This window comes from Saccharomonospora marina XMU15, from assembly GCF_000244955.1.
GTDB lineage: Bacteria > Actinomycetota > Actinomycetes > Mycobacteriales > Pseudonocardiaceae > Saccharomonospora_A > Saccharomonospora_A marina.
The window spans coordinates 3028440-3052648 of the sequence record NZ_CM001439.1 but is presented as its reverse complement, the minus strand read 5'-3'; the positions used below and the strand labels follow the sequence as shown (position 1 = coordinate 3052648).

The 24209-nt window shown below is 70.6% G+C and carries 25 protein-coding genes; 14 read left to right on the top strand and 11 right to left on the bottom strand.

What is annotated here, in order from left to right:
* Positions 1 to 49: 49 nt before the first annotated feature.
* On the bottom strand, positions 50 to 2104 hold the full coding sequence (locus SACMADRAFT_RS14465; RefSeq protein ID WP_009154572.1) for an amylo-alpha-1,6-glucosidase: 2055 nt from the start codon (positions 2102 to 2104) through the stop codon (positions 50 to 52).
* Between the two features lie 73 nt (positions 2105 to 2177).
* Positions 2178 to 2714 (bottom strand): DUF2231 domain-containing protein, encoded by a 537-nt coding sequence (locus SACMADRAFT_RS14460; RefSeq protein WP_040926424.1) that lies wholly within the window; start codon positions 2712 to 2714, stop codon positions 2178 to 2180.
* Between the two features lie 377 nt (positions 2715 to 3091).
* Between SACMADRAFT_RS14460 and SACMADRAFT_RS14455 the strand changes: the two genes are divergently transcribed.
* A complete protein-coding gene (locus SACMADRAFT_RS14455; RefSeq protein ID WP_009154570.1) occupies positions 3092 to 3451 on the top strand; it encodes a hypothetical protein in 360 nt (119 codons plus the stop codon).
* A 32-nt stretch (positions 3452 to 3483) separates the two neighbouring features.
* Here the strand turns inward: SACMADRAFT_RS14455 and SACMADRAFT_RS14450 are convergent, their stop codons facing one another.
* Entirely contained in the window at positions 3484 to 4458 is a 975-nt protein-coding gene (locus SACMADRAFT_RS14450) for a bile acid:sodium symporter family protein (RefSeq protein WP_009154569.1), read from the bottom strand.
* A 177-nt stretch (positions 4459 to 4635) separates the two neighbouring features.
* Between SACMADRAFT_RS14450 and SACMADRAFT_RS14445 the strand changes: the two genes are divergently transcribed.
* From SACMADRAFT_RS14445 to SACMADRAFT_RS14425, 6 genes are all read left to right on the top strand, one after another.
* On the top strand, positions 4636 to 6225 hold the full coding sequence (locus SACMADRAFT_RS14445; RefSeq protein ID WP_009154568.1) for a phytoene desaturase family protein: 1590 nt from the start codon (positions 4636 to 4638) through the stop codon (positions 6223 to 6225).
* Positions 6226 to 6294: 69 nt separating this feature from the next.
* On the top strand, positions 6295 to 6543 hold the full coding sequence (locus SACMADRAFT_RS31290) for a hypothetical protein (RefSeq protein WP_009154567.1): 249 nt from the start codon (positions 6295 to 6297) through the stop codon (positions 6541 to 6543).
* Positions 6540 to 6782 carry a hypothetical protein gene (locus SACMADRAFT_RS31285; protein WP_332307125.1) on the top strand — a complete coding sequence of 81 codons (243 nt, stop codon included), beginning with the start codon at positions 6540 to 6542 and terminating at the stop codon, positions 6780 to 6782. The genes SACMADRAFT_RS31290 and SACMADRAFT_RS31285 overlap by 4 nt, the downstream gene beginning before the upstream one ends.
* A 193-nt stretch (positions 6783 to 6975) precedes the next feature.
* Positions 6976 to 9231, top strand: coding sequence for a xanthine dehydrogenase family protein molybdopterin-binding subunit (locus SACMADRAFT_RS14435; protein WP_009154566.1), 2256 nt, complete (start codon positions 6976 to 6978; stop codon positions 9229 to 9231).
* 2 nt (positions 9232 to 9233) lie between these two features.
* Positions 9234 to 9704, top strand: a complete 471-nt coding sequence (locus SACMADRAFT_RS14430; RefSeq protein WP_009154565.1) for a (2Fe-2S)-binding protein — start codon at positions 9234 to 9236, stop codon at positions 9702 to 9704.
* Positions 9701 to 10519 carry an FAD binding domain-containing protein gene (locus SACMADRAFT_RS14425; protein ID WP_009154564.1) on the top strand — a complete coding sequence of 273 codons (819 nt, stop codon included), beginning with the start codon at positions 9701 to 9703 and terminating at the stop codon, positions 10517 to 10519. Before SACMADRAFT_RS14430 ends, SACMADRAFT_RS14425 begins: the two co-directional genes overlap by 4 nt.
* Positions 10520 to 10537: 18 nt before the next feature.
* On the opposite strand, the gene cysC is transcribed toward SACMADRAFT_RS14425, so the two are convergent.
* Complete coding sequence (cysC, locus tag SACMADRAFT_RS14420; RefSeq protein WP_009154563.1) at positions 10538 to 11149, bottom strand: adenylyl-sulfate kinase; 612 nt, start codon at positions 11147 to 11149, stop codon at positions 10538 to 10540.
* 85 nt (positions 11150 to 11234) lie between these two features.
* Here cysC and SACMADRAFT_RS14415 point away from each other — a divergent pair, with 85 nt between their 5' ends.
* On the top strand, positions 11235 to 12404 hold the full coding sequence (locus SACMADRAFT_RS14415) for a hypothetical protein (protein ID WP_009154562.1): 1170 nt from the start codon (positions 11235 to 11237) through the stop codon (positions 12402 to 12404).
* A gap of 94 nt (positions 12405 to 12498) precedes the next feature.
* On the opposite strand, the gene SACMADRAFT_RS14410 is transcribed toward SACMADRAFT_RS14415, so the two are convergent.
* Positions 12499 to 12708 carry a hypothetical protein gene (locus SACMADRAFT_RS14410; RefSeq protein ID WP_009154561.1) on the bottom strand — a complete coding sequence of 70 codons (210 nt, stop codon included), beginning with the start codon at positions 12706 to 12708 and terminating at the stop codon, positions 12499 to 12501.
* A 136-nt stretch (positions 12709 to 12844) separates the two neighbouring features.
* Here SACMADRAFT_RS14410 and SACMADRAFT_RS14405 point away from each other — a divergent pair, with 136 nt between their 5' ends.
* Positions 12845 to 13744 carry a Vgb family protein gene (locus tag SACMADRAFT_RS14405; protein WP_009154560.1) on the top strand — a complete coding sequence of 300 codons (900 nt, stop codon included), beginning with the start codon at positions 12845 to 12847 and terminating at the stop codon, positions 13742 to 13744.
* Positions 13745 to 13764: 20 nt separating this feature from the next.
* Here SACMADRAFT_RS14405 and SACMADRAFT_RS14400 read toward each other — a convergent pair whose 3' ends face one another.
* Positions 13765 to 14148: a hypothetical protein gene (locus tag SACMADRAFT_RS14400; RefSeq protein ID WP_232285404.1), complete on the bottom strand. Its 384-nt coding sequence runs from the start codon at positions 14146 to 14148 to the stop codon at positions 13765 to 13767.
* A gap of 167 nt (positions 14149 to 14315) precedes the next feature.
* On the opposite strand from SACMADRAFT_RS14400, the gene SACMADRAFT_RS14395 reads away from it, so the two are divergent.
* Positions 14316 to 15278 (top strand): helix-turn-helix transcriptional regulator, encoded by a 963-nt coding sequence (locus SACMADRAFT_RS14395; protein ID WP_009154558.1) that lies wholly within the window; start codon positions 14316 to 14318, stop codon positions 15276 to 15278.
* On the opposite strand, the gene SACMADRAFT_RS14390 is transcribed toward SACMADRAFT_RS14395, so the two are convergent.
* From SACMADRAFT_RS14390 to SACMADRAFT_RS14380, 3 genes are read right to left on the bottom strand one after another with little or no spacing between them, the layout of a single operon-like run.
* Entirely contained in the window at positions 15268 to 15492 is a 225-nt protein-coding gene (locus tag SACMADRAFT_RS14390; RefSeq protein WP_009154557.1) for a DUF5703 family protein, read from the bottom strand. The two genes, SACMADRAFT_RS14395 and SACMADRAFT_RS14390, sit on opposite strands and share 11 nt — an antisense overlap.
* A complete protein-coding gene (locus SACMADRAFT_RS14385) occupies positions 15489 to 16490 on the bottom strand; it encodes a YncE family protein (protein WP_009154556.1) in 1002 nt (333 codons plus the stop codon). The genes SACMADRAFT_RS14390 and SACMADRAFT_RS14385 overlap by 4 nt, the downstream gene beginning before the upstream one ends.
* Positions 16487 to 17452, bottom strand: a complete 966-nt coding sequence (locus tag SACMADRAFT_RS14380) for an aldo/keto reductase (protein ID WP_009154555.1) — start codon at positions 17450 to 17452, stop codon at positions 16487 to 16489. The genes SACMADRAFT_RS14385 and SACMADRAFT_RS14380 overlap by 4 nt, the downstream gene beginning before the upstream one ends.
* 129 nt (positions 17453 to 17581) lie before the next feature.
* On the opposite strand from SACMADRAFT_RS14380, the gene SACMADRAFT_RS14375 reads away from it, so the two are divergent.
* From SACMADRAFT_RS14375 to SACMADRAFT_RS14360, 4 genes are read left to right on the top strand one after another with little or no spacing between them, the layout of a single operon-like run.
* Complete coding sequence (locus SACMADRAFT_RS14375; RefSeq protein ID WP_040926422.1) at positions 17582 to 18628, top strand: LLM class F420-dependent oxidoreductase; 1047 nt, start codon at positions 17582 to 17584, stop codon at positions 18626 to 18628.
* Positions 18628 to 19479, top strand: a complete 852-nt coding sequence (locus SACMADRAFT_RS14370; RefSeq protein WP_009154553.1) for an undecaprenyl-diphosphate phosphatase — start codon at positions 18628 to 18630, stop codon at positions 19477 to 19479. Before SACMADRAFT_RS14375 ends, SACMADRAFT_RS14370 begins: the two co-directional genes overlap by 1 nt.
* 18 nt (positions 19480 to 19497) lie before the next feature.
* Positions 19498 to 20223 (top strand): histidine phosphatase family protein, encoded by a 726-nt coding sequence (locus SACMADRAFT_RS14365; protein WP_009154552.1) that lies wholly within the window; start codon positions 19498 to 19500, stop codon positions 20221 to 20223.
* Positions 20220 to 22271, top strand: coding sequence for a M3 family metallopeptidase (locus tag SACMADRAFT_RS14360; RefSeq protein ID WP_009154551.1), 2052 nt, complete (start codon positions 20220 to 20222; stop codon positions 22269 to 22271). The genes SACMADRAFT_RS14365 and SACMADRAFT_RS14360 overlap by 4 nt, the downstream gene beginning before the upstream one ends.
* A 3-nt stretch (positions 22272 to 22274) precedes the next feature.
* On the opposite strand, the gene SACMADRAFT_RS14355 is transcribed toward SACMADRAFT_RS14360, so the two are convergent.
* Both SACMADRAFT_RS14355 and SACMADRAFT_RS14350 read right to left on the bottom strand, forming a co-directional pair.
* The gene (locus SACMADRAFT_RS14355; protein ID WP_009154550.1) at positions 22275 to 22991 is read right to left on the bottom strand and encodes a YwaF family protein; all 717 of its coding nucleotides are present in this window, start codon (positions 22989 to 22991) and stop codon (positions 22275 to 22277) included.
* 107 nt (positions 22992 to 23098) lie between these two features.
* The gene (locus SACMADRAFT_RS14350) at positions 23099 to 24088 is read right to left on the bottom strand and encodes a malate dehydrogenase (protein ID WP_009154549.1); all 990 of its coding nucleotides are present in this window, start codon (positions 24086 to 24088) and stop codon (positions 23099 to 23101) included.
* Positions 24089 to 24209: the final 121 nt, after the last annotated feature.

The following is a 24209-nucleotide window of genomic DNA, read 5'->3' as shown; positions in this document are numbered from 1 at the left end:
TCCCTACCGAATATGGGGTGAAACAACAGCCCTTCGGACGAGGTACGCACTACCGGACAAGTTCGACATCTTCGGCAACGCCGCGCACATTCGCCGTCTCGCCCCGCGCCTCGATGGAAATCCGCGCGTCGGCCAGCGGCACGTCGTCGATGAGCAGCGCGCCGAACGACTCGGGAAGCACAGGAGCCACCCGTAGCCTGCCGTGCGGCAGGTCGGGCTCCACGCGCAGCAGCGTGCGCAGCAGGTGCACCGGTGCGGCCGAAGCCCACGCCTGCGGCGAGCACGAGGTCGGATACGGCACCGGATGGTCGTACTCGTCGCGGTCGAACCCGCACATCAGTTCCGGAAGCTGCCCCTCGAACGCGCGAGCGGCGTCGAAGACGGCCGTGGCCACCCGCTGGGCGTGCCCGACGAAGCCGTACCGCACCAGGCCCGCCGCGATCAGCGCGTTGTCGTGCGGCCACACCGATCCGTTGTGGTAACTCATCGGGTTGTACGCGCCCATGTCGCACGCGAGGGTGCGCACTCCCCAGCCGCTGAACATGCTCGGCGCCAGCAGCGAGTCCGCCACCGCCGCGGCTCGGTCCTCGGTGACGATGCCCGTCCACAGGCAGTGCCCGATGTTCGACGTCATCGAGTCGATGGGCCGTTTGTCGGCGTCCAGACCCGTCGCGTAGCGACCCAGTTCCGGCAGCCAGAACCGCTCGTTGAACCGTTCCTTCAGCCGCGCCGCCCGGTGCTTCCAGTAGCGGCTGGTTTCGCCGTCGCCGAGGCCGTCGGCGAGGCAGGCACGGGAAAGGAACGCCGCGTAGGCGTAGCCCTGCACCTCGCACAGCGCGATCGGGGCACGCGCGAGCTCACCGTCGGCGAAGTTCACGCCGTCCCAGGAGTCCTTCCAACCCTGGTTGGCCAGGCCGCGTTCGGTGGCGCGCTCGTACTCCACGAACCCGTCGCCGTCGCGGTCGCCGTACTTGTCGATCCACTCCAGAGCACGGTCGGCGTTGGGGATGAGCGCTTCGACCCGCTCCCTGCCGATGCCCCACCGGCTCAGCTCACCGAGCAGCATCACGAACAGCGGTGTGGCGTCGACCGTGCCGTAGTAGATGTGGCTGCCGCCCAGCGCCAGCGACGCGTCCGCTCCGAACCGGACTTCGTGCAGGATACGGCCGGGTTCCTCCTCGCTGTCCGGATCGACTTTGCTGCCCTGGTGGTGCGCGAGGGTCTGCACGGTGCCCAGCGCCAGTGCCGGATCGATCGCGATGGACATCAGCGACGCCAGGATCGAGTCGCGACCGAAAAGCGCCATGAACCACGGCGCACCCGCCGCGATGGCGACGTCGTGCGGGTAGGCGGGGTCGAAGATGCGCAGCGCGCCCAGATCCTCCCTGCTGCGCTGCAACGTCCTGGCCAGCGAGCGGTTGTCGGCCCGCCGCAACACCGGACCCTGCTCTCGCCACCGCCGTGCCCGCACGGCGGGTTCGGAGTTCTCCACCGGGTGTTCCGGCGGGAACAGCGTGGCCGCCGCGGTTCCGTTGACGACGGGAGTGGCGGTGACCGAAACCGCCCACTGCCCGTCGGCCGGGATCGTGGCGCGGAAGGTGAGCCGGTCGCGCGAGTACTCGGCACCCTCGGCGGTCACGCGCACACCCCTGCTGCCGCCCGCCACGTACCGGGTCAGCCGCAACTCGCTGCCGGTGACCTCCACCGCGTGCTGCCCTGCTTCGCGGACCCGGTCCTCCTTGACCTCGAACAGGTCCGCGAAATCGGCGGCCACCTGTAGTGTCACGGTGCAGCTGACCGGCACGCGCCGGTAGTTGCGCAGCACGATGTCCTCGCGCATGCCGCCGCCGACATAGCGTTCCCTGCGGACCAGCAGGCTGCTTTCGACGCCTTCCCTGGAGTGCGCCCTGCCCACGAACCGCGCGTGGAACGGTTCCGGGGTCACCACGGTGAGGCCCTGCACGGGTTTTCCGTCGATCCGCAGGCTCCAACCCGACAGGATCCGGGTGTCCTGGTGGAAGGCGCCCTGCGCGACGGAGCCGTCCAGTTCGCCGTCGTCACCGCAGACGCAGAACGATGTGCCGTGGACAAGGGTGACCGCCATGCCGGACCTCCTGCGGCGCTCGGTTGCGGCCACGACGGAAGCTCCCGCCGTGGGTCGGCCACCTATTGTCCCCTCAGTGGTCCGGTCGTGACCCGCCCTGCCATTGGTACACGCCTGCGCCGAGAGCGTAGGTCAGGTGGCCGCCGAGCGCACCCCCCGCGCCGACCGCGAGCAGGCCCAGCATTCCCCACACCATGCCCTCGGTGTGCGCGCCCGCCGACCTGCGCCGGTGTGACACCAGGTAGCAGGCCGCCGCGACCGTGTTGGCGGCGGCGTGCAGGGCGCCGACCCGCCGCTGTGGCAACGACATGTGGGAGAGGTCGGCGACGCCCGCGGCCACGGCGGGCGGCGTGAGGGCCAGCCCGATGCCCACGAGCTCGCGCGCCGCCTCCCGTTGCCCGGTGAGGTCGAGCGCGGCCGAGCAGACCCACGCGCCGATGGGCACGGTGACCACCAGCGGGTGCAGCGGGTGACCGAGCCAGGAGCCGCGCAGCGCGGCGTCGGTTCGGGTGCCCGCCAGCACGTTGTGCACGGCTCGGGTGAGTTTTGTGGACGTCCGGTCGAACAGGGTGACCGACTCGGCCTTGCGCAGCATCCGGTTCAGACTCATCGCGGGGTGTGGTACCCGCCGGGGCGCGGCCTCAACCACCACGACCCGCGAGTCCCCCGTCCAGACCCGCGAGTTCTGCGCCCAGGGCGGCGAGTTCCGCGTTCCTGCCCGCGAGTTCCGCGCAGCGGTCATCGGCCGTCGGGAGGCTCGGGCGTCGCCGAACACCTGGTCGCCAACCTGGCCGAAGAAGTCGAGGCGGCAGCGCGGGTCATCCGTCCGGGTGCCCTCCTGCGAGTCGATGGCCCCGTGCACGTTCCGGTGAGGGTGGCAGGCCCGCGCCCACCGGTTCGATGGTTCGTGACCTTGGGCCCTGTCGCCGGGGTCCACGCTTGGGGCAGCCTTGACGAGGCGTACACCGCGTCGGAAAGGGCCAGCCCATGGGTTTGAAGAATGTCTGGATCAGCACGCTCAGCGACGGTCTGATCAGGGGTGATCAGGTCGTCGGGATCGAAAGTCACCGCACGCCCGAACTGACCGGCAAGGTCTCCAGGTGGCTGCTCGATGTCACGCTCGCCGTTCCGGCTGGCAGCGGCAACGCCGATGGTTGGGACGTGGCGGAACTGCACCGGACGCTGGCGCAGAGCGACACCGAACCCCGCAGCGCCCCATCCGAGCTTGCCCGGACGCTGCACCGGCTGGGGGAGGACGACGAGGCCGGCGTGTTGCGCGCGGTGACGCGCGACGGTTCGCTGCGGCTGGAGTTCACCCCGTTCGACAACGACCGCGACCGGGACTGAGCACGCCGTTGGGTCCGCCGCAGGGTCCGGCCTCAGCCACCCGTCGTGGCGCGCTCCTCCGGGCGCGGCCGAGCAGGCCTGCGTGCCCAGTACGTCGCCAGCGCCGAACCGGACACGTTGTGCCACACCGAGAACAGCGCGGCGGGCAACGCCGCCAGCGGTGCGAAGTGGGTGGTGGCGAGGCTGGCCGAAAGGCCGGAGTTCTGCATGCCGACCTCGATGCTGACGGCACGCCGCGCGGACTCGTCCAGCCCGGTCGCGGCGGCCGCGGCGTAACCGAGCACCAACCCCACGGCGTTGTGCACCACGACCGCGGCCACCAGCAGCGCGCTTCCCGCCGCGACCACGTCGGCGTTGGCCCCCACGACCGCGGCGACCACCACGACGATGCCGGTCACCGACACCAGCGGCAGGTAGGGCAGCACCCGTTCGACGTAGCGCCCCGCCAGCGCGCGCACGAGCAGCCCGGCGACCACCGGCACCAGCACGATCTGCACGATGGACTCGAACAGCGCCCAGAACCCGACCGGCAGGTCGGACCCCGCCAGCCACAGCACCAGCAGTGGCGTCAGCAGCGGAGCCAGCAGCGTGGCCACCGAGGTCATCGTCACCGACAGCGCCACGTCGCCCTTGGCAAGGTAGACGATCACGTTGCTCGCCGTGCCGCCCGGCGCCGCGCCCACCAGCACCATGCCGACCAGCAACAGGCCGGAAAGCCCGAACACCCAACTGATCGACCACGCGGCAAGCGGCATGATCAGGAACTGGGCGGCCAGCCCGAGCAGCACGGTCCAGGGCCGACGCAGCACCAGCGTGAAGTCGGCCACCCGCAGGGTGAGGCCCATCCCGAACATGATCACGCCGAGCAACAGCGGGATGTAGTCCGCGGCCGCCGCGGCCTGTTCGGGGATCACCAGTCCGGCGACACCGCCGAGTACCACCAGCACCGCGAACCAGCGGCCTGCGAAATCGGCGACCCTGCGAAGCCTGCCACGCTGCGCGGCCATGTTCACCTCACGGAGATCGTCTTTGAGCCCTCAACCGGGTGAGCACTTTAGACGGCGATCACCGACTGTTCCAGGGGTGTGTGCTGTAGCACGCCGGCACGCCAGCACGCCGGCACACCGACCACGGGCTGTCGTGAGCCGCCCGGCGGCGAGACGGCCAGGTATGGTCGGTTCCCAGTGGACGCAGTCGACGCCGTGGTGATCGGAGCGGGGCCCAACGGCCTGGTGGCGGCCAACCTGCTCGCGGACGCGGGCTGGGACGTGCTCGTACTTGAGGCCACCGACCAGCCGGGAGGCGCGGTCCGCACCGCGGAACTGACCGAGCCGGGCTACGCGCACGACGTGTTCAGCGCCTTCTACCCGCTCGCCGCCGCCTCACCGATCCTCACCTCGCTCGGGCTCACCGCGTACGGCCTGCGCTGGCGGCACGCCCCCGCGGTGCTGGCCCACGTGCTGCCCGACGACCGCTGCGCGGTGCTGCACCGGCGCGTGGAGGACACGATGGCGTCGCTTTCGGCGTTCGACGCCGGCGACGGCCACGCCTGGCACGCCCAGTTCGCCGCCTGGTCGAGGATGCGGGAGCCGCTGCTCGCGGCGCTGTTCACGCCGTTCCCGCCGGTTCGCTCCGGGCTGCGGCTGGCCCGCACGCTGGGCGCGGCGGAAGGGCTGCGGTTCGCCAGGATGCTCACCATGCCCTCGGCCACCGCCGCCGAGGAGACCTACGGCGGCGACGGTGCCAGGCTGCTGCTGGCGGGCAACGCGCTGCACGCCGACCTCGGCCCCGAACAGGCGGGCGGCGCCGTGTTCGGCTGGTTGCTGTGCATGCTCGGGCAGGACGTCGGTTTCCCGGTTCCCCACGGCGGCGCGGGAATGCTCAGCCGCGCGCTGGTGCGGCGGCTCACCGCCCTCGGCGGCAGGCTGGAGTGCGGCAGGGAGGTCACCGCGGTGCTCACCGCGCGCGGCCGCGCGGTCGGCGTGGCCGACGCCTCGGGCACCCGCGTGCGGGCCAGGCACGCGGTACTGGCCGACGTGCCCGCTCCCGTGCTGTACCGCAGGCTCGTCGGCCCCGACCTGCTACCCCCGCGGCTGCTCGCCGACCTGAAGCGATTCCACTGGGACTCCGCCACCGTGAAGATCGACTGGGCGCTGTCTGGGCCGATCCCGTGGCGAAACCCCGAGGCCGCGGCCGCGGGCACGGTGCACCTCGACAACGACCTCGCGGGCCTCACCCGCTACAGCGCCGACCTGGCCACGGGCACGGTGCCGGAGCAGCCGATGCTCATCCTCGGGCAACCGTGCCGCGCCGATCCCTCCCGTGCGCCCAGCGGCGGCGAGGTCGCCTGGGCCTACACCCGCGTGCCGAGGACCGCCCCGCTCGCCGGCGACCGGTTGCGCCGCTTCGCCGACCACCTGCAGGGCATCGTGGAACGGCACGCGCCCGGGTTCGGCGGCCGCGTCGTCGGCAGGCACATCGCGGGCCCGGCCGAGTTGCAGCGGGCGAACCCGAGCCTGGTCGGCGGCGCGGTCAACGGCGGCACCGCCGCCATCCATCAGCAGTTGCTCTTCAGGCCCGTGCCGGGCCTCGGCCGCGGTGACACCCCGATCGACCGGCTGTACCTGGCCAGCGCGTCGGCTCATCCGGGCGGTGCCGTGCACGGCGGCCCCGGTGCCAACGCCGCCAGGGCGGCGCTGGCCAGGGCCGGGATCGGCGGGCGGCTCTACCGCGGCGTGGTGTCCGCGCTGCTCGAGGCGGGCTATGCCGGTTGAGGCCGGTCGATGCCGGTCGATGCCGGTTGCGGCCGGTTGAGGCGGCCGGTGCCGGGGTAGCCCGCCAGCATGTCAGGTGACGTCCTGCTGGCGACCTACCTCAACGACCACCACGCGGCCGCCGTGGCGGCCACCGAGCTGGCTCGCCGCGTGGCGGCCGAACAGCGCGGCAGCCCCGACGGCGAGCCGCTGCGGCGACTGGCCCTCGACGTGGAGGAGGACCTGCTCGTGTTGCGCGGCATCATGGCGGCACTCGACGTTCCCGTCCGGGGTACAAGGCGGGTGCGGCCTGGGTCGCGGAGAAGCTCGGCAGGTTGAAGCTCAACGGCAGGCTGCTGCGGCGATCCCCGGCCACCCCCGTGATCGAACTCGACGCGCTGGCCATGGCGGTGGCCGGCAAGGCGGCGGGCTGGCGTGCCCTGCTGCCGGTGAGCGACCGAGACGGCGCGGTGGACGAGCACCGGCTTCGCGAACTGCTCGCCCGCGCCGAGGACCAGGCCGGGCGAATCCGCGACCTGCAAAGTCATTACGCGGCCGACGCCTTCGCGGCCAGCTGATCTCGCGCCGATGCCGCCGCGGCACCTGTCACCTGTGCGGGCAACGCGTCGGGGCGCGTGGCCGGGGACGCTGGGGTAGGTTCCGCGGCGGGCATGCAAAGCTCACTTCCGTCGGGCAGAAACTTGCCCTCCCGCCGAAGCGCCCTCGGACGGGAGCAGGCATGATCCTCGTGTAGCCGTAGTGGGAGGCCAGATGAGCATCGTCGGTACCAGGGTGGTCCGCGTCGAGGACGAGAAGCTGATCACGACGGGCGGTACCTACATCGAGGATCTGCGCGAGGAGGCGCTCACCGGCGCCGTCCACGCGATGTTCGTGCGCAGCCCCATCGCGCACGCCCGTATCACATCGATCGACACGTCGGAGGCGCTCGCCGCGCCGGGAGTGGTCGCCGTCTACACCGCCGAGGACATCGACCTCGCGCCGGGTGCGGCGGGGCCGGTGGCCGAGCCGTGGCTGGCCGACGGGGTGGTGCGCTACGTGGGGCAGCCGGTCGCGCTCGTGCTCGCGCAGGAGCGTTACCAACTCACCGACGCCGCCGAGTTGGTGGACGTGGATTACGAGCCGCTCGACGCGGTCGCCAGCATCGACGCGGCGCTGAGCGACGAGACCGTGCTCTTCCCGGAGCACGGCAGCAACCTCATGCAGGAGCACGGGCACGAGTTCGACGACAACGCCTTCGCCGACTGCGAAGTGGTGATCACCGAGACCATCGTCAACCAGCGGGTCGCGCCCGCGCCGCTGGAGGTCAGGGGCGCGGCGTGCGCGTGGGGAGAGGACGGCAGGCTGACCGTCTGGCTGTCCACCCAGAACCCGCAGATGGCGCGCACGATCATCGCGGCGGGCCTCGGCCTCGGTGAGGAATCCGTTCGCGTGATCACGCCGGACGTCGGTGGCGGATTCGGCGCCAAGATCGGGGCGGACCCCGACGCCGTGGTGATCGGTTGGGCCGCCCGCAAGGCGGGCAGGCCGGTGCGGTGGAGCGAGACCCGCAGCGAGAACATGACGGCGATGACGCACGGTCGTGCGCAGCAGAACACGGTCACCGTCGGCGGGCGCCGCGACGGCACGATCCTGGCGTTTCGGCTCGACATCGTCCAGGACGCGGGCGCCTATCCGCGCACGCTGTTCCTGCCGACACTCACCGAGTTGATGGCCTCGGGCGTGTACCACTTCCCGAAGGTGGAAGCCCGCAGCCGTGGCGTGGTCACCAACACCACGCCGATCTCCGCCTACCGGGGCGCCGGGCGGCCGGAGGCCACCGCGGCGATCGAACGCGCGATGGACCTGTTCGCCGCCGAGATCGGGATGGACCCCGTGGAGGTCCGCAAGGCCAACTTCATCCGGCCGGAGGAGTTTCCCTACCAGACCCCGACCGGCGCGGTGTACGACACCGGCGAGTACGCGCAGGCACTTGACAAGGTGCTCGACAGCGCCGGCTACCCCGAACTGCGGGCGGAGCAGGCGCGCAGGCGCGACAGCGGAGACCCGATCGCGCTCGGGATCGGCGTCGCCACGTACGTGGAGATCACCGGTGGTGACGGGGGAGGCGAGAGCGGCCGCGTCGACATCCACGCCGACGGTTCCGTGACGGCCTACACCGGTTCCTCCCCGCACGGCCAAGGGCTGGACACCACGCTGGCCATGCTGCTGTCCGACCAGCTCGGGGTGCCGATGGACAAGATCGCCATCAGGCACGGCGACACCGACGAGGTTCCCAAGGGCGTCGGCACGTTCGGCTCGCGTTCGCTGCAGCTGGGCGGGTCGGCCGTGCGCCAGGCCGCCGACGAGGTGATCGAGCGGGCCAAGCAGGTGGCCGCCGAACTGCTGGAAGCCTCGGCCGACGACATGGAGCTCAACGCCGAGGCGGGCATGTGGCAGGTGCGTGGCGCGCCGTCGAGCCGTACGGTCACGTGGGCTCAGGTCGCCGAGAAGGCGGGTGAGGGGCAGCTGTCCGCGGACGTGTGGTTCGACAAGGGCACCCCCACCTTCCCGTTCGGAGCCCACCTGGCGGTGGTGGAGGTGGACACTCTCACCGGCAAGGTGGTGCTGCGCAGGCTCGTCGCCCTTGACGACGCGGGACCGGTTGTCAATCCGGTGACCTTCACCGGTCAGCGGCACGGCGGGCTCGGCCAGGGAGCGGCGCAGGCGCTGCTGGAGGTGATGAACTACGACGCCGACGGCAACCCCACGACAGCCACACTGGCGGACTACTCGTTCGTCACCGCGACGGAGCTGCCGGACTTCGAGTTGGTGGACATGGCCACCCCCACCGACCGCAACCTGCTCGGGGTCAAGGGCATCGGCGAGGCCGCGACCATCGGCTCGACACCTGCCGTGCACAACGCGGTGGTGGACGCGCTGTCGCATCTAGGGGTGAAACACATCGACATGCCAACGACGCCGATGCGGGTTTGGCAGGCACTGGCGCGAGTACGGGAGGCGGACTGAGCGTGCGCGTCACGATCGAGATCAACGGACGAACGGTAACCGACGAGGTGGAGGACCGGACGCTGCTCGTGCACTTCGTGCGCGAGAACGCCGGGCTCACGGCCACCAACATCGGCTGCGACACCACTTCCTGCGGCGCCTGCACCGTGCTGCTCGACGGCGAGTCGGTGAAGTCGTGCACCGTGCTGGCCGCGCAGGCCGACGGCCACAAGGTCACCACGCTGGAGGGACTGTCGGGGCCGGACGGCGAGCAGCACCCGCTGCAGCGGTCCTTCCGCCAGCAGCACGGGCTGCAGTGCGGCTTCTGCACGCCGGGGATGATCATGGCATCGGCGTCGCTGCTGGCACACAACCCGAAACCCACGCGCGACGAAGTACGTGAGGGCCTCGAGGGCAACCTGTGCCGCTGCACGGGCTACCACAACATCGTCAGCGCGGTGATCGAGGCATCCGGTCAGGAGGTCGACAGGTGATTACCGCTGCGTTCAGCTACCGGCGCGCGACGTCGGTGGACGAGGCAATCGCGGTGCTCACCGAGCACGGCGACGACGCCAAGCTCCTCGCGGGCGGGCATTCGCTGCTGCCGCTGATGAAGCTGCGGCTGGCCGCGCCTGAGCTGCTCGTGGACATCTCGCCCATCGACGAGTTGCGCTACGTGCGCACCGACGGCGACGACGTGGTCATCGGTGCCATGTCGCGTTACCACGACCTGCAGGCCGACCCGGTGCTGCGCGAGCACGCGCCGTTGCTGGCGCACGTGTCCGGTGTGGTCGGTGACCAGCAGGTGCGTCATCGTGGCACCATCGGCGGTTCCATCGCACACGCCGACGCGGCCGCGGATCTGCCCGCCGCCGTGCTCGCGTGCGACGGCGTGCTGGTGGCGCGCGGCCCGAAGGGGGAGCGGCGGATTCCGGCGGCCGACTTCTTCGTCGGTCCGTTCACCACCTCACTGGAGCCCGACGAGCTGCTCACCGAGATCAGGGTGCGCAAGCAGGACGGCATCGGCTGGGGCTTCGAGAAGTTCACCCGCCGCGCCATCGACTGGGCGATCGTGGGTGTCGCGGTCGCGGGTGGCTCGGTGGCTCTGATCAACATGGCGGGCACGCCGATCAGGGCAGCAGCCACCGAGGAGGCGCTGGCGGGCGGCGCCTCCAGCGCCGAGGCGGCACGGCTGGCGGCGGAGGGCACCAACCCGCCGGACGAGGCACACGCCAGTTCGCGCTACCGCCAGCACCTGGCGAAGGTGCTCACCGAGCGCGCACTGGTCCAGGCCGCGACCAGGGGCTGAGTCCGGAGCGGACGGCGCTCAGCCGCTGAGCGCCGTCCGCTCCATGACACCGGTCTCCTCGATGCTCGCCACGGTGAGCAGGCCCCGCGCGCGCAGCAGATCCAGCACCGCGCAGGCCGCCTGCTCGACCGTCAGGTCGCTGGTGTCGATGCGCAGATGCGGGTCGAGCGGTTGCTCGTAGACGTCGTCGACGCCGGTCATTCCCTTGATCTCACCCGCTGCGGCACGCGCGTACAGCCCCTTGGGGTCGCGCCGCGCGCACTCCTCCACCGGTGTGCAGACGTGAACCTCCAAAAAGGACGTATTCCGCTGCTCGTGGTGAGCGCGGACGGCCGCCCTGGTCTCGGCGTAGGGCGCGATCACCGGCACCAGTGTCAGCACGCGGTGCCTGGACAGCAGTTCGGCGATGTAGCCGACCCTGCGGCCCTGCTGGTCGCGATGCTCGCGCGAGAAGCCCAGGTCGCTGGAGATCGTTCTGCGCAGTTCGTCGCCGTCGAGTACCTCAACCTCCACGTCCTCGCCCGCGAGCGAGGCGACAGCGCGAGCGACCGTCGACTTGCCCGCACCTGGCAGGCCGGTGAGCCAGACGGTCACGCCGCGGGACAGCCGCGGGCCGGTGGGTGGTGGCATTCGACGTCTCCTTCTCGATCCGGTGCCCGTGAATTTCTGGCAGCATAGACACCTTGGCAAGGCCACCTACTACGATCCCGGGCTCATGACCCACCGATCCCAACGCGTCTACGTCCATATCGGGCTGCCGAAGACTGGCACAACCTCCCTACAGGCGTTGCTGTGGCATCACCGTGAGGCGCTGGCGGCGGACGGCGTGCTCTATCCGGGCGCCGACGACACGGCGCAGCACAAAGCCGCGATAGACGTGCACCCGCAGCGGTTCCCGCAGTGGAACGAACCAGGTGTGAAGGGTTCCTGGGACTGGCTGGTGGAGCAGGTGCGTGCGTGGCAGGGCACATCGCTGATTTCCTCGGAGTTGCTGGCTCCCGCCAGTCCTGAGGAGGCGCGGCGGGTGCTGTCTGCGTTGTCGTTCGCCGAGATTCACGTGGTTTGCACCGTTCGGGACTTCGCCCGCCAGGTTCCTTCGGTGTGGCAGGAAAACATCAAGACCAGGGATTCCACGACGCTGGAGGAGTTTCTCGCCCACCTGCGCGGTGGGGAACTGACCGATGTCAGCACGCCGTTCTGGGACTTCCAGGATCTGCCGAGGGTGCTGCGCACGTGGGGTGGCTCGTTGCCGCCGGAGCGGGTGCACGTGGTGACGGTGCCGCCGAAGGGTGCGCCGTCGGAGTTGCTGTGGCAGCGGTTCGCCACCGTGCTCGGGGTGGACGCCGGAAAGTACACCACCGATGTGCCGCAGGAGAACTTCTCGCTCGGCCTGGCGGAGACGGAGTTGCTGCGGCGGGTCAACGTGGCGCTGGGGCCGGACATGCCCTGGCCGCGGTACGCGGGAGTGGTGAAGGACACCTTGGCCGCGAAGGTGCTGGCGGAGCTGGACGGTTCGACCAGGATCGCGCTGCCTCCCGGTGATCACGGGTGGGTGGCGGACACGGCGCGCCGGTTCGTCGACGCCGTCGCCGAGGCGGGCTACCACGTCGTCGGCGACGTCGACGACCTGATTCCCGCGTTGCGGGCCGAGGGCACCGGCACGGCGGTCGACATGCCCGACGACGCGGTGCTGCTGGAGACCGCCGTAGCGGCGATCGCGCGCCTCATCCATCGAGTACCGTCTCCGCCTCCGCCTGGGGCCGGGCAGCGCGGTGTCCACCGAATCAAGGGCCGACTGCGTGATCTGTCCGAGCAGCATCCGCAGGCCATGCGGGCGCGGCGGTTCTACTGGCGTGCCAAGGCTCGGCTGCGCAGCAGCCCCTGACGACGGCACGCCAGGCGGAACTCGCGGGTGGGAGAGGGGAAGTCGTGCGCGGGAACGGGGGACTCGCGGGCGGGAACGGGGGACTCGCGGGTGGTCAGCGGGTGCGCCTGCGGTACTTCAGGTATGCCCACCAGTAGCCACCGCCGCCGAGTAGCAGCAGCCCGCCGAAGAACCACATCAGCGGCGGCACGCCGATGGTCACCGCCGAGACCACCCACATCCCCAGGCCGAGGACGGTGAGCACGGCCATCGCCCACAACCGCCGGCGCGAGAACTCCTGCTGCTCCTCGGCTTCCTGTGCCATACGCCCGATCCTGCCACCGCGGTCCTGGTCGCGCCGCGCATCGGGTCAACTCGTCGCCGCCGTGGCCGTCGGTCATCGAGTTGCCCGCCGGGCAGGCGGCGGTACGGTAGGGCGCCGGAAGCGAGAGGAGCAGGCCTTGCCCGACCTCAGCACGGTGTCCATCGTGGAGTTTCCCGTGGATGCCGAGGGCCCGTACGGGATCGCGGTCGGTGCGGACGGCGCGGTCTGGTTCACCTACGTCCATGACGGCCGGATCGGCAGGCTGGCGGGCAACGGTCAGCACACCTCCTACCGGCTGGAAACGCCGTCGGGGCGGCCGTCGATCATCACGGCAGGGCCGGACGGCGCGCTGTGGTTCACCGAGTCGCATGCCGACCGTATCGGGCGCATCAGCACCGACGGCGCCATCACGGGGTTCGCCGTACCCACGGCCGACGCGGGCCCGTTCGGCATCACGGAGGGTCCCGACGGCGCGCTGTGGTTCACCGAGCCGCATGCCGACCGTATCGGGCGCATCAGCACCGACGGCGCCATCACGGAGTTCCCGCTGCCCGGTTCCGGCACCTTCCCCACCATGATCACCGCCGGCTGTGACGGCGCGCTGTGGTTCACGCTCAACCAGGCGGACGCGATCGGGCGTATCACCACCGACGGCAGGGTCGACATCCACCCGCTGCCGACGTCCGGCGCGGGCCCGGTCGGCATCACCGCCGGCGGTGACGGTGCACTGTGGTTCGTGGAGATCGTCGCGGGTCAGCTGGGACGGATCACCGTCGACGGTGCGATCACCGAGCTTCCGCTGCCCGACCGCGAGGGGCGGCCGCACGCGATCACCTCGGCGGCGGACGGCAGTTGCTGGTTCACCGAGTGGGGCACCAACCGGGTCGGCCGCGTCGGCGCCGACGGCCACATCACCGAGTACGCCCTCCCGGACCGGTTCAGCGAGCCGCACGGCATCGCGGCGGGGCGGGACGGCGCGCTGTGGGTGGCCCTGGAAAGTGGCGCGATCGCCCGGGTCGACGATCCACCTGTATAACGACCTATACAGCGGGGCTCTCAGTTCACCTCCCTACCGGTACGTGACCGGAACCTGATGTGGTGCCGGGGAACGAACGCCGTCACGACGGTGCGCCACTCGAGATCGGCCGTGAGTAGTTGGTAGGTCACCATCGCCAGTGGCGCGCCGTCGACCGCGGGCATCCAGCCCCGCAGCAACCCCTTCACCTCGTAGCGGTACTGCAGGCCGTCGCGGGTGTCGTCGGTGAAGGTGAACGCGTCGCGGCGCAAGGCGGCACGCAGGTCCACCCACACCCACTGCGGCGGGTCCACCGCGGTGAACGACTCCGGCGGCTGTTCCGCGGGCGTCCAGACCGGCCTGGTGGGGGTCGAGCTTTCGTCCCTGCGCCACCACCGGCACGCCATTCGAGCTGGCTGATCCACAATGCGCTCCCCTAACGGTCTCCCGGTTCGAACAATAGTTCGAAGGCTCTCGCGCGTGTCAAGGGGAGTGGCGGAACTGACACCGCTTCCGGCGACGAAGGCCACTCGAGGGCCGTTTTGGGACCATCCGGTCAGTTTCCGGCCGCTTGGTGCGGGATCCTGGGCTCATGGCCAACACGAGTGCCCGGATGCTGCGGTTGCTGTCACTGCTGCAGACCCATCGGTTCTGGCCGGGCGGTGAGCTGGCCTCAAGGCTGGAGGTGAGCGAGCGGACGTTGCGCCGTGACATCGAACGGCTGCGGGATCTCGGCTACCCGGTGCAGGCCAGCCGTGGTGTCGCGGGCGGGTACCAGCTGCGATCCGGCGCGGCGATGCCACCGCTGTTGGTCGACGACGAGGAGGCCGTGGCGATCGCGGTGGGGCTGTGCGCGGCGGCGGATGTGGCAGGTGGTGTGGCGGAGCCGTCGATCCGGGCGCTGAGCAAGGTGGTGCAGGTGATGCCGCCGAGGCTGCGCCGCAGGATGGAGGCGCTACGCAGTTACACCGTCGCGGCCTCGCTGTGGCAGGGCCCGGCGGTCGACGCCGTCGCGATGACCGTGCTCGCCCAGGCGTGCCGCGACGACGAGCGGCTGCGGTTCGGCTACACCGCGCGGGACGGGCAGCACACGACACGACTGGTGGAGCCACACCGGCTGGTGTCACTCGACCGCCGCTGGTACCTGGTGGCCTGGGATGCCGAGCGGCACGGCTGGCGCACCTTCCGGGTCGACCGCCTCACGCGGCCCGAACCGACCGGCGCCAGGTTCCGGCAGCGGGAACTGCCCTGCGGCGATGCCGCTGCGTTCGTGCGGCGAAGCGTCGCGTCCGTGAGCCAGCGAAACGAGATCGTGCTGGTGGTGCGGGCGCCCGCCGAACGGGTGCGCGCGGTTGTGGCGAGTTGGGGAACGGTAACCGAACGCGACCCGGAGAGCTGCCTGCTGCGGATGAACGTCGACAGCTTCGCCTGGCCGGCTCTCGTGCTGGCGGCGGTGGGAGCCGACTTCGAGGTGGTCAGCCCGCCGGAACTCGGTGACTACCTGCGCGAGACGGGGCAGCGGTTCCTACGGGCGGGCCTGCGGACTAGGTCATGAGGCCGGGCAGCCCCGCCGCGGCCATCGAACGCCGTCGTCGCAGCCATACCCGGCGCGTGCCGTCGGAGTACAGCCGCACGTTCGACAGCTCCCATCCGGAGAACTCCGCCTGGATGGACAGCTGCACCGCGGCGGAAACGCGGGAAACCCCGGGTGGCAACTGCACCCTGCGGTACTCCCAATCCTCGTCGACCACCACTTCCGCATTCGTCATAAAGCGATCACCTGGATCCCTTCCCCGGCTGCCGAGCCGATGACGACCCGCGAGGTCCGTTCGTCGACCGTAACCGAATTCGGCTGCGTAACGGTGGGGTAGCGGTACTTTTCTCGCGGCTCGCCGCCCCGCACATCGAATGCCACGACCTCGTTACGCCGGGTCAACGTCACCCAGACCAGGTGGCGCCGAGGGTCGTAGGCGATGCCGTAGGCCCCGCCCGGCACCGGGTAGCGCTGCCGCAGCAGCAGCGGGTCGGCAGAGAAGGCCAGCAACGCGCCACGGCGCGTGTCGACCACGAACACCCGACCGTAGGAGTCCACCACCGCGTTGGTGGCACCCTGCCCTGCCCGCAACCCCTCGCCGATGTGGCCTGCCGCGACGTCGACGCTGAACACGGCCGTGCGCTCGCGGTCGAGCACGACTGCCGCGCCGTCGGCAACCAGCACGTCGTCGGCGCTGTAGAGGCCGTCGGTGATGGTTTCGCCGACCCGGTCGCCTCGCAGCACCGCGACGCCCTTGCCTTCCCGCAGCGCGACCAGCGTCCGCTCCCCGTCGGCAGCCACCCCGGCAGGCGCGCCTGCCACCGGCACGGTCGTCAGCTCGCCGCCCGGCAGCCGGATGCGGGCGAGCTTTCCCGCCGCGGGCAGCGCCGCCAGCAGGGTGTCGCCGGACACCGCCAGGTCCTGTGCAGGTGAGGGCAGCGACACCGACCTCGCGGGCGCGTCGAGCCGGTCGAGGTCGTACAGCAGCACCGCGGCGGGCTCGGTGACCGACACCGCGAGTGTCCTGCTGCCCGCGTCGGTGGCCAGCGCGTTGACCGTGCCCTGCGCGGGCAGCACCCGGCCAGCGGGCCGCACCGACGCCGGTGGCGAGGCGGGCGCCACGGCCGCCTTCGGGTTCTCCACGACCTGCAACTCGTCGCCGCCGCCCTGCTCCGAGCACGCCGCCAGCGGCAACACCAACAGCAGCAGCGCCGCCACGACCCGCGCCCTCATGACGGCCACCGCTCGGGGTAGCCGAACTCGATCGAGCTCACGTCGTCCAGCGCCGACCTGATGGCACTGGGCAGGACGAGTTCCTCGGCGGCGAGGGAGCCGGACAGCTGCGCGGTGTCACGTGCGCCGACCACCGGCGCCACCACGCCCGGCCGGTCACGGACCCACGCCAGCGCGACGGCCAGCGGCGAGGTGCCCAGCCCGTCGGCGGCGGTGACGACCGCCTCGACGATGCGGCCCGCACGCTCGGTGCGATGCTGCTCGACATAGCCGGCGTAGGTGGTGGAGGCGCCGCGCGAGTCGGCGGGGGTGCCGGTGCGGTACTTGCCGGTGAGCACGCCGCGGCCCAGCGGCGCCCACGGCAGCAGCCCGATGCCGTGATGGGCGGCGGCGGGCACCACCTCGCGTTCGATGCCCCGTTCCAGCAGCGAGTACTCGGCCTGCGTGGAGATGATCCGCTGGTCGGAGGTGGCGGCCGCGGCCGTGGCCAGTTGCCAGCCCGCGTAGTTGCACACCCCCGCGTAGCGGACCTTGCCGCTGCTGACGGCGTGGTCCAGGGCGGACAGTGTCTCCTCGATCGGCACGGCCGAATCCCAGGCGTGCAGCTGCCACAGGTCGATGTGTTCGACCCCCAGCCTTCGCAGCGAGCCGTTCAGCGCGGACAGCAGCGCCCCGCGTGACGCGCCGCCGCCGAACGGGCCGCTTCCCCTTCTGGCCACCGCCTTCGTCGCCAGCACGATGTCGTCCCGCGGCACCAGCTCACCCAGCAGCGAACCGAGGATTCGCTCGCCCTCGCCATCGGCGTAGATGTCGGCCGTGTCGACCAGCGTGCCGCCCGCGTCGACGAACGCCGCGAGCTGGTTGGCGGCTTCCTCGGCATCGGTCACGGTGCCCCAGGACATGGTTCCCAGTGCCATGCGGGACACTCTCAGGCCCGAGGCGCCGAGGTGACGGCTTTCCATGCCGCCCGAGCCTAGCGACGGTCACCCAGTGCCACGACACGTGGGCGAGGACGATACCCGTGCGGTGGGTGTGCGCGTCGCCAAGGCAGGTGTGTGGCCGCCTCGGGCACGTCGATAGTGTCGGCGCTCGTGCGATTGGGATTGAATCTCGGATACTGGGGCGCCACAAGCCACGCGTCCGGTGTCGGGCTGGCGAAGCAGGCCGACGACCTTGGCTATTCGGTGGTGTGGGTGGCGGAGGCGTACGGGTCGGACGCCGCCACGGTGCTGGCGTGGATCGCCGCGCAGACCACATCCGTCGACATCGGAAGCGCCGTGCTGCAGATACCGGCGCGCACTCCGGCCGCCACCGCGATGACCGCCGCCACGCTGGATTCCCTTTCCGGCGGGCGCTTCCGGCTCGGTCTCGGGGTGTCGGGGCCGCAGGTGTCCGAAGGCTGGCACGGGGTGCGGTTCGCCTCCCCGCTTGGCCGCACCCGCGAGTACGTCGACATCGTCCGCGCCGCGCTGCGCCGGGAGCGGCTGCGCTACAACGGAAAGCATTTCCAGCTGCCGCTGCCGGACGGGCCGGGCAAGGCACTGAAGCTGACCATCCACCCGGTGCGCGAGTGGCTGCCCGTCTACCTGGCCGCGATCGGACCGCGCAACCTTGAGCTCACCGGCGAGATCGCTGACGGCTGGCTGCCGGTGTTCTTCTCACCGGAGCATGCGCACAGCCAGTTCGAGCACCTGCGGGCGGGCGCGGAAAGGGCCGGACGCTCGCTCGACGGTTTCGACATCGCTCCCACCGTCCCGCTGGTCCCCGGCTCCGACTGGAAGGTCTGCGCCGATGCCGTCCGCCCCTACGCCGCGCTGTACATCGGGGGCATGGGCAGCAGGGAGCGCAACTTCTACAACGAACTCGCCTGCCGGATGGGTTTCGAGGCCGAGGCGGCGCGGATACAGCAGCACTACCTCGCCAAGGAGTACGAGGCGGCCATGGCGCAGGTGCCGCTGGAGTTCATCGACGCCACCAGCCTGCTCGGTCCCCGGGAGCGCATCGCTGAGCGGATGGCGGCCCTCGCCGAGGCCGGAGTGACCACGCTCACGGTGGCGCCCTACCTCGCCGACGCCGACGCCGCCACCGAGGCGCTGCGCACCGCGGTCGCCGCGCTGGAACTGTCGGGGGTGGCGTGATGGGGTGGTTCGAAGCGCTCGTGCTCGGGCTGGTCCAGGGACTCACCGAGTTCCTGCCGATCTCCTCGAGCGCGCACCTGCGTATCGTCGCCGCGTTCGCGGGCTGGGGCGACCCCGGAGCCGCGTTCACCGCCGTCACCCAGATCGGCACCGAAACGGCCGTGCTGCTGTATTTCAGCAAGAAGATCGGCAGGGTGCTGCGCAACTGGTTCCTCTCGCTTTACCGGCCGCAGTACCGGGGAGACCCCGACGCCAGGATGGGCTGGTTGATCATCGTCGGATCGCTGCCGATCGTGGTGCTCGGGCTGGCGTTCCAGGACCAGATCGAGCACACCTTCCGCGACCTGCGGTTGACAGCGACCACGCTGATCGTCTTCGGTCTGCTGCTGCTGGTCGCCGACCGCATCGGTCGCAAGGAACGCGACCTGGACCACCTGACGGTCCCGCACGGTCTCGCCTTCGGTGTCGCGCAGGCGTTCGCCCTGATCCCCGGCGTGTCCCGGTCGGGCGGCACGATCACCGGCGGCCTGCTGCTGGGGTACAAGCGCGCGGACGCGGCGGAGTACTCGTTCCTGCTGGCCGTGCCCGCCGTGCTGGGTTCGGGTTTCTACAAGCTGCTCGACATCGGTGAGGGCCGGGGACCGTCGTGGGGGCCCACGATCCTGGCGACCGTGGTGGCGTTCGGGGTCGGTTACGCGGTGATCGCGTGGCTGATGTCCTACATCAAGAAGAACAGCTTCCTGCCGTTCGTCATCTACCGGTTCGTGCTCGGCGTGCTGCTGCTCATCCTGGTGTTCACCGGGGTGCTCGACCCGCACGCGGGCCCGGCTGTCTCCGCGGGAGGGCAGTGAGCCCGTAGGGTGGCGGCTGTGGGAACCGTCATTCTGCTGCGCCACGGCCGCTCGAGCGCCAACGGCTCCGGTGTGCTCGCGGGCAGGGCACCCAAGGTGGGTCTGGACGACCAGGGGCGCGCTCAGGCGCAGGCCCTGATCGACAGGCTCGCCGGGGTGCCGCTGGCCGCGCTCGTGGTGTCGCCGCTGCTGCGCTGCAAGCAGACGCTGGCGCCGCTGGCGAAGGACAGGGGACTCGACCGGACGCCCGAACCCAGACTGTCCGAAGTGGACTACGGGGAGTGGACGGGCAGGGAGCTGAAGACGCTGGTCAAGGAACCGCTGTGGCGGGTGGTGCAGGCGCACCCCTCCGCGGCGGTGTTCCCCGGCGGGGAAGGACTCGCCGAGGTGCAGGCGAGGGCCGTCGCGGCGGTGCGCGAGCACGACGCGCGAATCACCGCCGAGCACGGCGAGGGCGCGGTGTGGCTGCTGTGCAGTCACGGTGACGTCATCAAGTCCGTGCTCGCCGACGCGCTGGGGCAGCACCTGGACAGTTTCCAGCGCATCGTCGTGGACCCCGGCTCGCTTTCGGTGGTGCGCTACACCGAGACCCGGCCGTTCGTGCTGCGGGTCAACGACATGGGCGGCGATCTCGGCGGCGTCGTACCCCCGCAACCGAAGAAGCGGCGAAGGAGCCGCAAGCTGTCCTCCGACGCGGTGGTCGGAGGTTCGACCGGCTCCGGCTCGAGGAAGGATCGATCGTGACGGGTACCGACAATCCGCTGCTGGAACCCAGCGACCTGCCCTATGGGCTGCCGCCGTTCGACCGCATCACCGACGAGCACTTCGTGCCCGCGTTCGAGGCCGCCATGGCCGAGCACGCCGCCGAGATCGAGCGCATCGCCGAGGCGCAGGAGCCGCCGACGTTCGACAACACGATCGTGGCGCTGGAACGCTCGGGACGATCGCTGCACCGGGTGTCCTCGGTGTTCTTCAACCTCGTCGCCTCGCATTCCAACGACACGTTGCGGCGGGTGCATGCCGACATCGCGCCACGGCTGGCCTCGCACGCCGACGGCATCCACCTGAATCCGGTGCTGTTCGCCCGCATCGAGAAGCTCTACGCCCGGCGTGACGAACTCGGCCTCGCCGCGGAGTCCGCCTGGTTGCTGCGCCGCTACTACCTCGACTTCCAGCGTGCCGGGGCGGCGCTGACCGCGCCGGAGCAGCGGGAGTTGCGCGAGCTCAACGAGGAACTGTCCTCGCTTTCCACCCGCTTCCAGGACAACCTGCTTTCCGACACCGGCGAGCTGGCCGTGCTGGTGAGTGATCCGGCGGAGCTGGCGGGGCTGTCGCCGGACGCGGTGGCCGCCGCGGCACAGGCCGCCGGTGAACGTGGGCAGCAGGGCAAGTACCTGTTGCGGCTCGTGCTGCCGACGAACCAGCCGGTGCTGGCCTCGCTGGAGAACCGCACGTTGCGGGAACGGGTGTACCGCGCCTCCACAGCCCGCGGAAACCGAGGCAACGAGTACGACAACACCGAGGTGCTGGCGCGTATCGCGATGCTGCGGGCACGCAGGGCCGCGTTGCTCGGGCACCCGCACCACGCGGCGTACGTGATCGAGGACCAGACGGCACGCACGGTGGAGGCTGTCACGGGGCTGTTGAACCGGCTCGCGCCGGTGGCCGTGGCCAACGCCAGGGAGGAGGCCGCCGAGTTGGGCAGCCAGATCGCCGAGTCGGGAGCCGATTTCGAGTTGCGGCCGTGGGACTGGGCGTTCTACGCCGAGCGGGTGCGCAGCCGCCGTTTCGAGATCGACGACGCGGAGCTTCGGGAGTACTTCGAACTGGAGCGCGTCCTGCGTGACGGCGTGTTCTACGCGGCCAACCGGCTGTACGGGCTGACCTTCACCGAGCGGCACGACCTGCCGACCTACCACGCGGACGTGCGGGTGTTCGAGGTGTTCGACGCCGGCGGTGAGCCGCTCGGGCTGTTCCTCGGCGACTACTACGCGCGCGACTCCAAGCGGGGTGGCGCGTGGATGAACACCTTCGGCGACCAGTCCAGGCTGCTGGGCGACCGGCCGATCGTGGTGAACAACCTGAACCTCGTCAAGCCCGCCGAGGGTGAGCCGACACTGCTCAGCCACGACGAGGTGACCACGGCGTTCCACGAGTTCGGGCACGCACTGCACGCATTGCTCTCCGATGTGGAATATCACCGGTTCTCCGGCACCAGCGTTCCCCGCGACTTCGTGGAGTTCCCCTCCCAGGTCAACGAGATGTGGGCGCTGTGGCCGGAGGTGCTGCACAACTACGCGAGGCACCACCGCACCGGTGAGCCGTTGCCGCCGCGGTTGGTGGACCGGCTCGAGGAAGCCCGCCACTACGGTGAGGGTTTCGCCACCACCGAGTACCTGGCCGCCGCGCTGCTGGATCTGGGGTGGCACACCATCGGCGCGGGCACCCACATCGACGACGTCGGCACGTTCGAGGAGCAGGTGCTGGAGAAGGCGGGCGTCGCGCTGCCGGAGGTCGCGCCGAGGTACCGCAGCACCTACTTCGCCCACATCTTCAGCACCGGTTATGCCGCCGGGTACTACTCCTACATCTGGAGTGAGGTGCTCGATGCCGACTCCGTCGAGTGGTTCCGCGAAAACGGTGGGCTGACAAGGCAAAACGGCGACAGGTTCCGGCGAGAGCTGCTGGCAAGGGGCGGTGGGGTGGACCCGATGGAGGCGTTTCGTGCCTTTCGAGGGCGCGACCCGGAGATCGAGCCGCTGCTGCGGCGCCGTGGCCTCACCGGGGCGTGAGGGTCAGGCGCGCCGGGTGTCCGCCGCCCTGTGCCGGTGGAGGGTCCAGGGCCAGGTCATCAGCGCCCACACGGCGGCGATGAGGGTGACTTCCGGCAGCAGGTACCACGGCCACGGGCCCAGCAGGTCGAGCACCGAATCGGTGTCCGGCTTGCGGTTGAGGTAGCCGTAGTTGGTGCCGGTGGCCGCGTTGAAGGTCATCGCGATCGCCACCCAGCCCAGTGTCACGGCGATGGTGATGCGGTAGCCGCGCCAGGTCGGTCGCAACCCCGCCCCCCAGGTGAGGTAGATCGCCGCCCAGATGACGAGCAGGTGCATGCCCCAGAACGCCAGGAACTCGTGGTGGGGGAAGTCGGGGCTGGAGAGCACGGGGGAGACCAGGGCCTGCGTGCTCAGCGAGAGGCACCAGTAGTAGGTGAGCGCGAAAGCCCAGTGACGGTGCGACCACAGCGCGTAGGCGGCGACCAGCCCGGCCAGATCCGAAAGGTGCAGCGGCACGGAGTCGGCGAGGTCCCACCGCGCCGACGACATGGTGTAGGTCTGGATGGCCACGTAGACGGCCAGCAGCACGGCGGCGAAGCCGCGGCTGAAGTGGCGGTCCGTCGCTGTGCCGCGGTGCTTGCGACCGAAGCCGACCAGCGCCGCCGTCCCCACCGCGAAGATCAGCAGCACCACCCAGTGCGAGGGCCCGTATGCGTCGAACTGGGCCTGCGTCGCCATAGGTCTCACCCTGGCAGAAACACCCGTGCCCGGTCAGCTGAACACGTGGTCGGGCACGCTGGCGGTGGGCCGGACACCCGGTGCCCGGCCCACCGTCGGCGGTGTCGTCAGACCAGCCCGAGCTTGCGCACGGCGTCGCGCTCGTCGGCCAGTTCCTGGACCGATGCGTCGATACGCGGCCGGGAGAACTCGTTGATCTGCAGACCCTGCACGATCTCGTAGCGCCCGCCGGTGCAGGTGACGGGGAAGGAGGAGATGAGACCCTCGGGGACCCCGTAGGAGCCGTCGGAAGGCACACCCATCGACACCCAGTCGTCCTGCGGGGTGCCGTTGACCCAGTCGAAGATGTGGTCGATGGCCGCGTTGGCCGCCGACGCGGCCGACGAAGCGCCCCGCGCCTCGATGATCTCGGCGCCGCGCTTGGCCACCCGCGGGATGAACTCCTCTGCCAGCCACTTCTCGTCGTTGACGGCCTCCGCGGCACCGCGGCCCTTGACCTCGGCGTTGAACACGTCGGGGTACTGGGTGGCGGAGTGGTTTCCCCAGATGGTCATCCGCTTCACGTCGGTGACCGGCACCTCCAGCTTCTTGGCGAGCTGGGTGATGGCGCGGTTGTGGTCGAGGCGGGTCATCGCGGTGAACCGCTCGGCGGGCACGTCGGGGGCGTGTGAGCGCGCGATCAGGGCGTTGGTGTTGGCCGGATTGCCGACCACGAGAACCCGGACGTCGTCGGCCGCGCCCGCGTTGATGGCCTCGCCCTGCGGCTTGAAGATGCCGCCGTTGGCCTCGAGCAGGTCGCCACGCTCCATGCCCTTGGTGCGGGGCCGCGCGCCGACCAGCAGCGCGATGTTGGTGCCCTCGAACGCCTGCTTGGGGTCGTCGAAGATGTCGGTTCCGACCAGCAGCGGGAACGCGCAGTCCTCGAGCTCCAGCGCCGTGCCCTCCGCCGCCTTGACCGCCTGCGGGATCTCCAGCAGCCGCAGCCGCACCGGCGTGTCCTGCCCGAGCAGCTGACCGGACGCGATGCGGAACAGCAGCGCGTACCCGATCTGGCCGGCAGCGCCGGTGACGGTGACGTTGACAGGGGCCTGGGTCATGACGTTCTCCTGCTCACGGTTCGTTGCTTGGCTGTATCGGGATGCTATCCGCCGCCGCGAAGGGCGGTCGGGTGCGTCGTCTCACCTGAACCGATCGAGGACTGTATAACGCCCTATACAG

Excerpts from the sequence above, each read along its gene's own strand:
- SACMADRAFT_RS14465 (WP_009154572.1), bottom strand. The coding sequence starts at position 2,104 with ATGGCGGTCACCCTTGTCCACGGCACATCGTTCTGCGTCTGCGGTGAC.
- SACMADRAFT_RS14460 (WP_040926424.1), bottom strand. The coding sequence starts at position 2,714 with ATGAGTCTGAACCGGATGCTGCGCAAGGCCGAGTCGGTCACCCTGTTC.
- SACMADRAFT_RS14455 (WP_009154570.1), top strand. The coding sequence starts at position 3,092 with ATGGGTTTGAAGAATGTCTGGATCAGCACGCTCAGCGACGGTCTGATC.
- SACMADRAFT_RS14450 (WP_009154569.1), bottom strand. The coding sequence starts at position 4,458 with ATGGCCGCGCAGCGTGGCAGGCTTCGCAGGGTCGCCGATTTCGCAGGC.
- SACMADRAFT_RS31290 (WP_009154567.1), top strand. The coding sequence starts at position 6,295 with ATGTCAGGTGACGTCCTGCTGGCGACCTACCTCAACGACCACCACGCG.
- SACMADRAFT_RS14435 (WP_009154566.1), top strand. The coding sequence starts at position 6,976 with ATGAGCATCGTCGGTACCAGGGTGGTCCGCGTCGAGGACGAGAAGCTG.
- cysC (WP_009154563.1), bottom strand. The coding sequence starts at position 11,149 with ATGCCACCACCCACCGGCCCGCGGCTGTCCCGCGGCGTGACCGTCTGG.
- SACMADRAFT_RS14415 (WP_009154562.1), top strand. The coding sequence starts at position 11,235 with ATGACCCACCGATCCCAACGCGTCTACGTCCATATCGGGCTGCCGAAG.
- SACMADRAFT_RS14410 (WP_009154561.1), bottom strand. The coding sequence starts at position 12,708 with ATGGCACAGGAAGCCGAGGAGCAGCAGGAGTTCTCGCGCCGGCGGTTG.
- SACMADRAFT_RS14395 (WP_009154558.1), top strand. The coding sequence starts at position 14,316 with ATGGCCAACACGAGTGCCCGGATGCTGCGGTTGCTGTCACTGCTGCAG.
- SACMADRAFT_RS14390 (WP_009154557.1), bottom strand. The coding sequence starts at position 15,492 with ATGACGAATGCGGAAGTGGTGGTCGACGAGGATTGGGAGTACCGCAGG.
- SACMADRAFT_RS14385 (WP_009154556.1), bottom strand. The coding sequence starts at position 16,490 with ATGAGGGCGCGGGTCGTGGCGGCGCTGCTGCTGTTGGTGTTGCCGCTG.
- SACMADRAFT_RS14380 (WP_009154555.1), bottom strand. The coding sequence starts at position 17,452 with ATGGAAAGCCGTCACCTCGGCGCCTCGGGCCTGAGAGTGTCCCGCATG.
- SACMADRAFT_RS14370 (WP_009154553.1), top strand. The coding sequence starts at position 18,628 with ATGGGGTGGTTCGAAGCGCTCGTGCTCGGGCTGGTCCAGGGACTCACC.
- SACMADRAFT_RS14355 (WP_009154550.1), bottom strand. The coding sequence starts at position 22,991 with ATGGCGACGCAGGCCCAGTTCGACGCATACGGGCCCTCGCACTGGGTG.
- SACMADRAFT_RS14350 (WP_009154549.1), bottom strand. The coding sequence starts at position 24,088 with ATGACCCAGGCCCCTGTCAACGTCACCGTCACCGGCGCTGCCGGCCAG.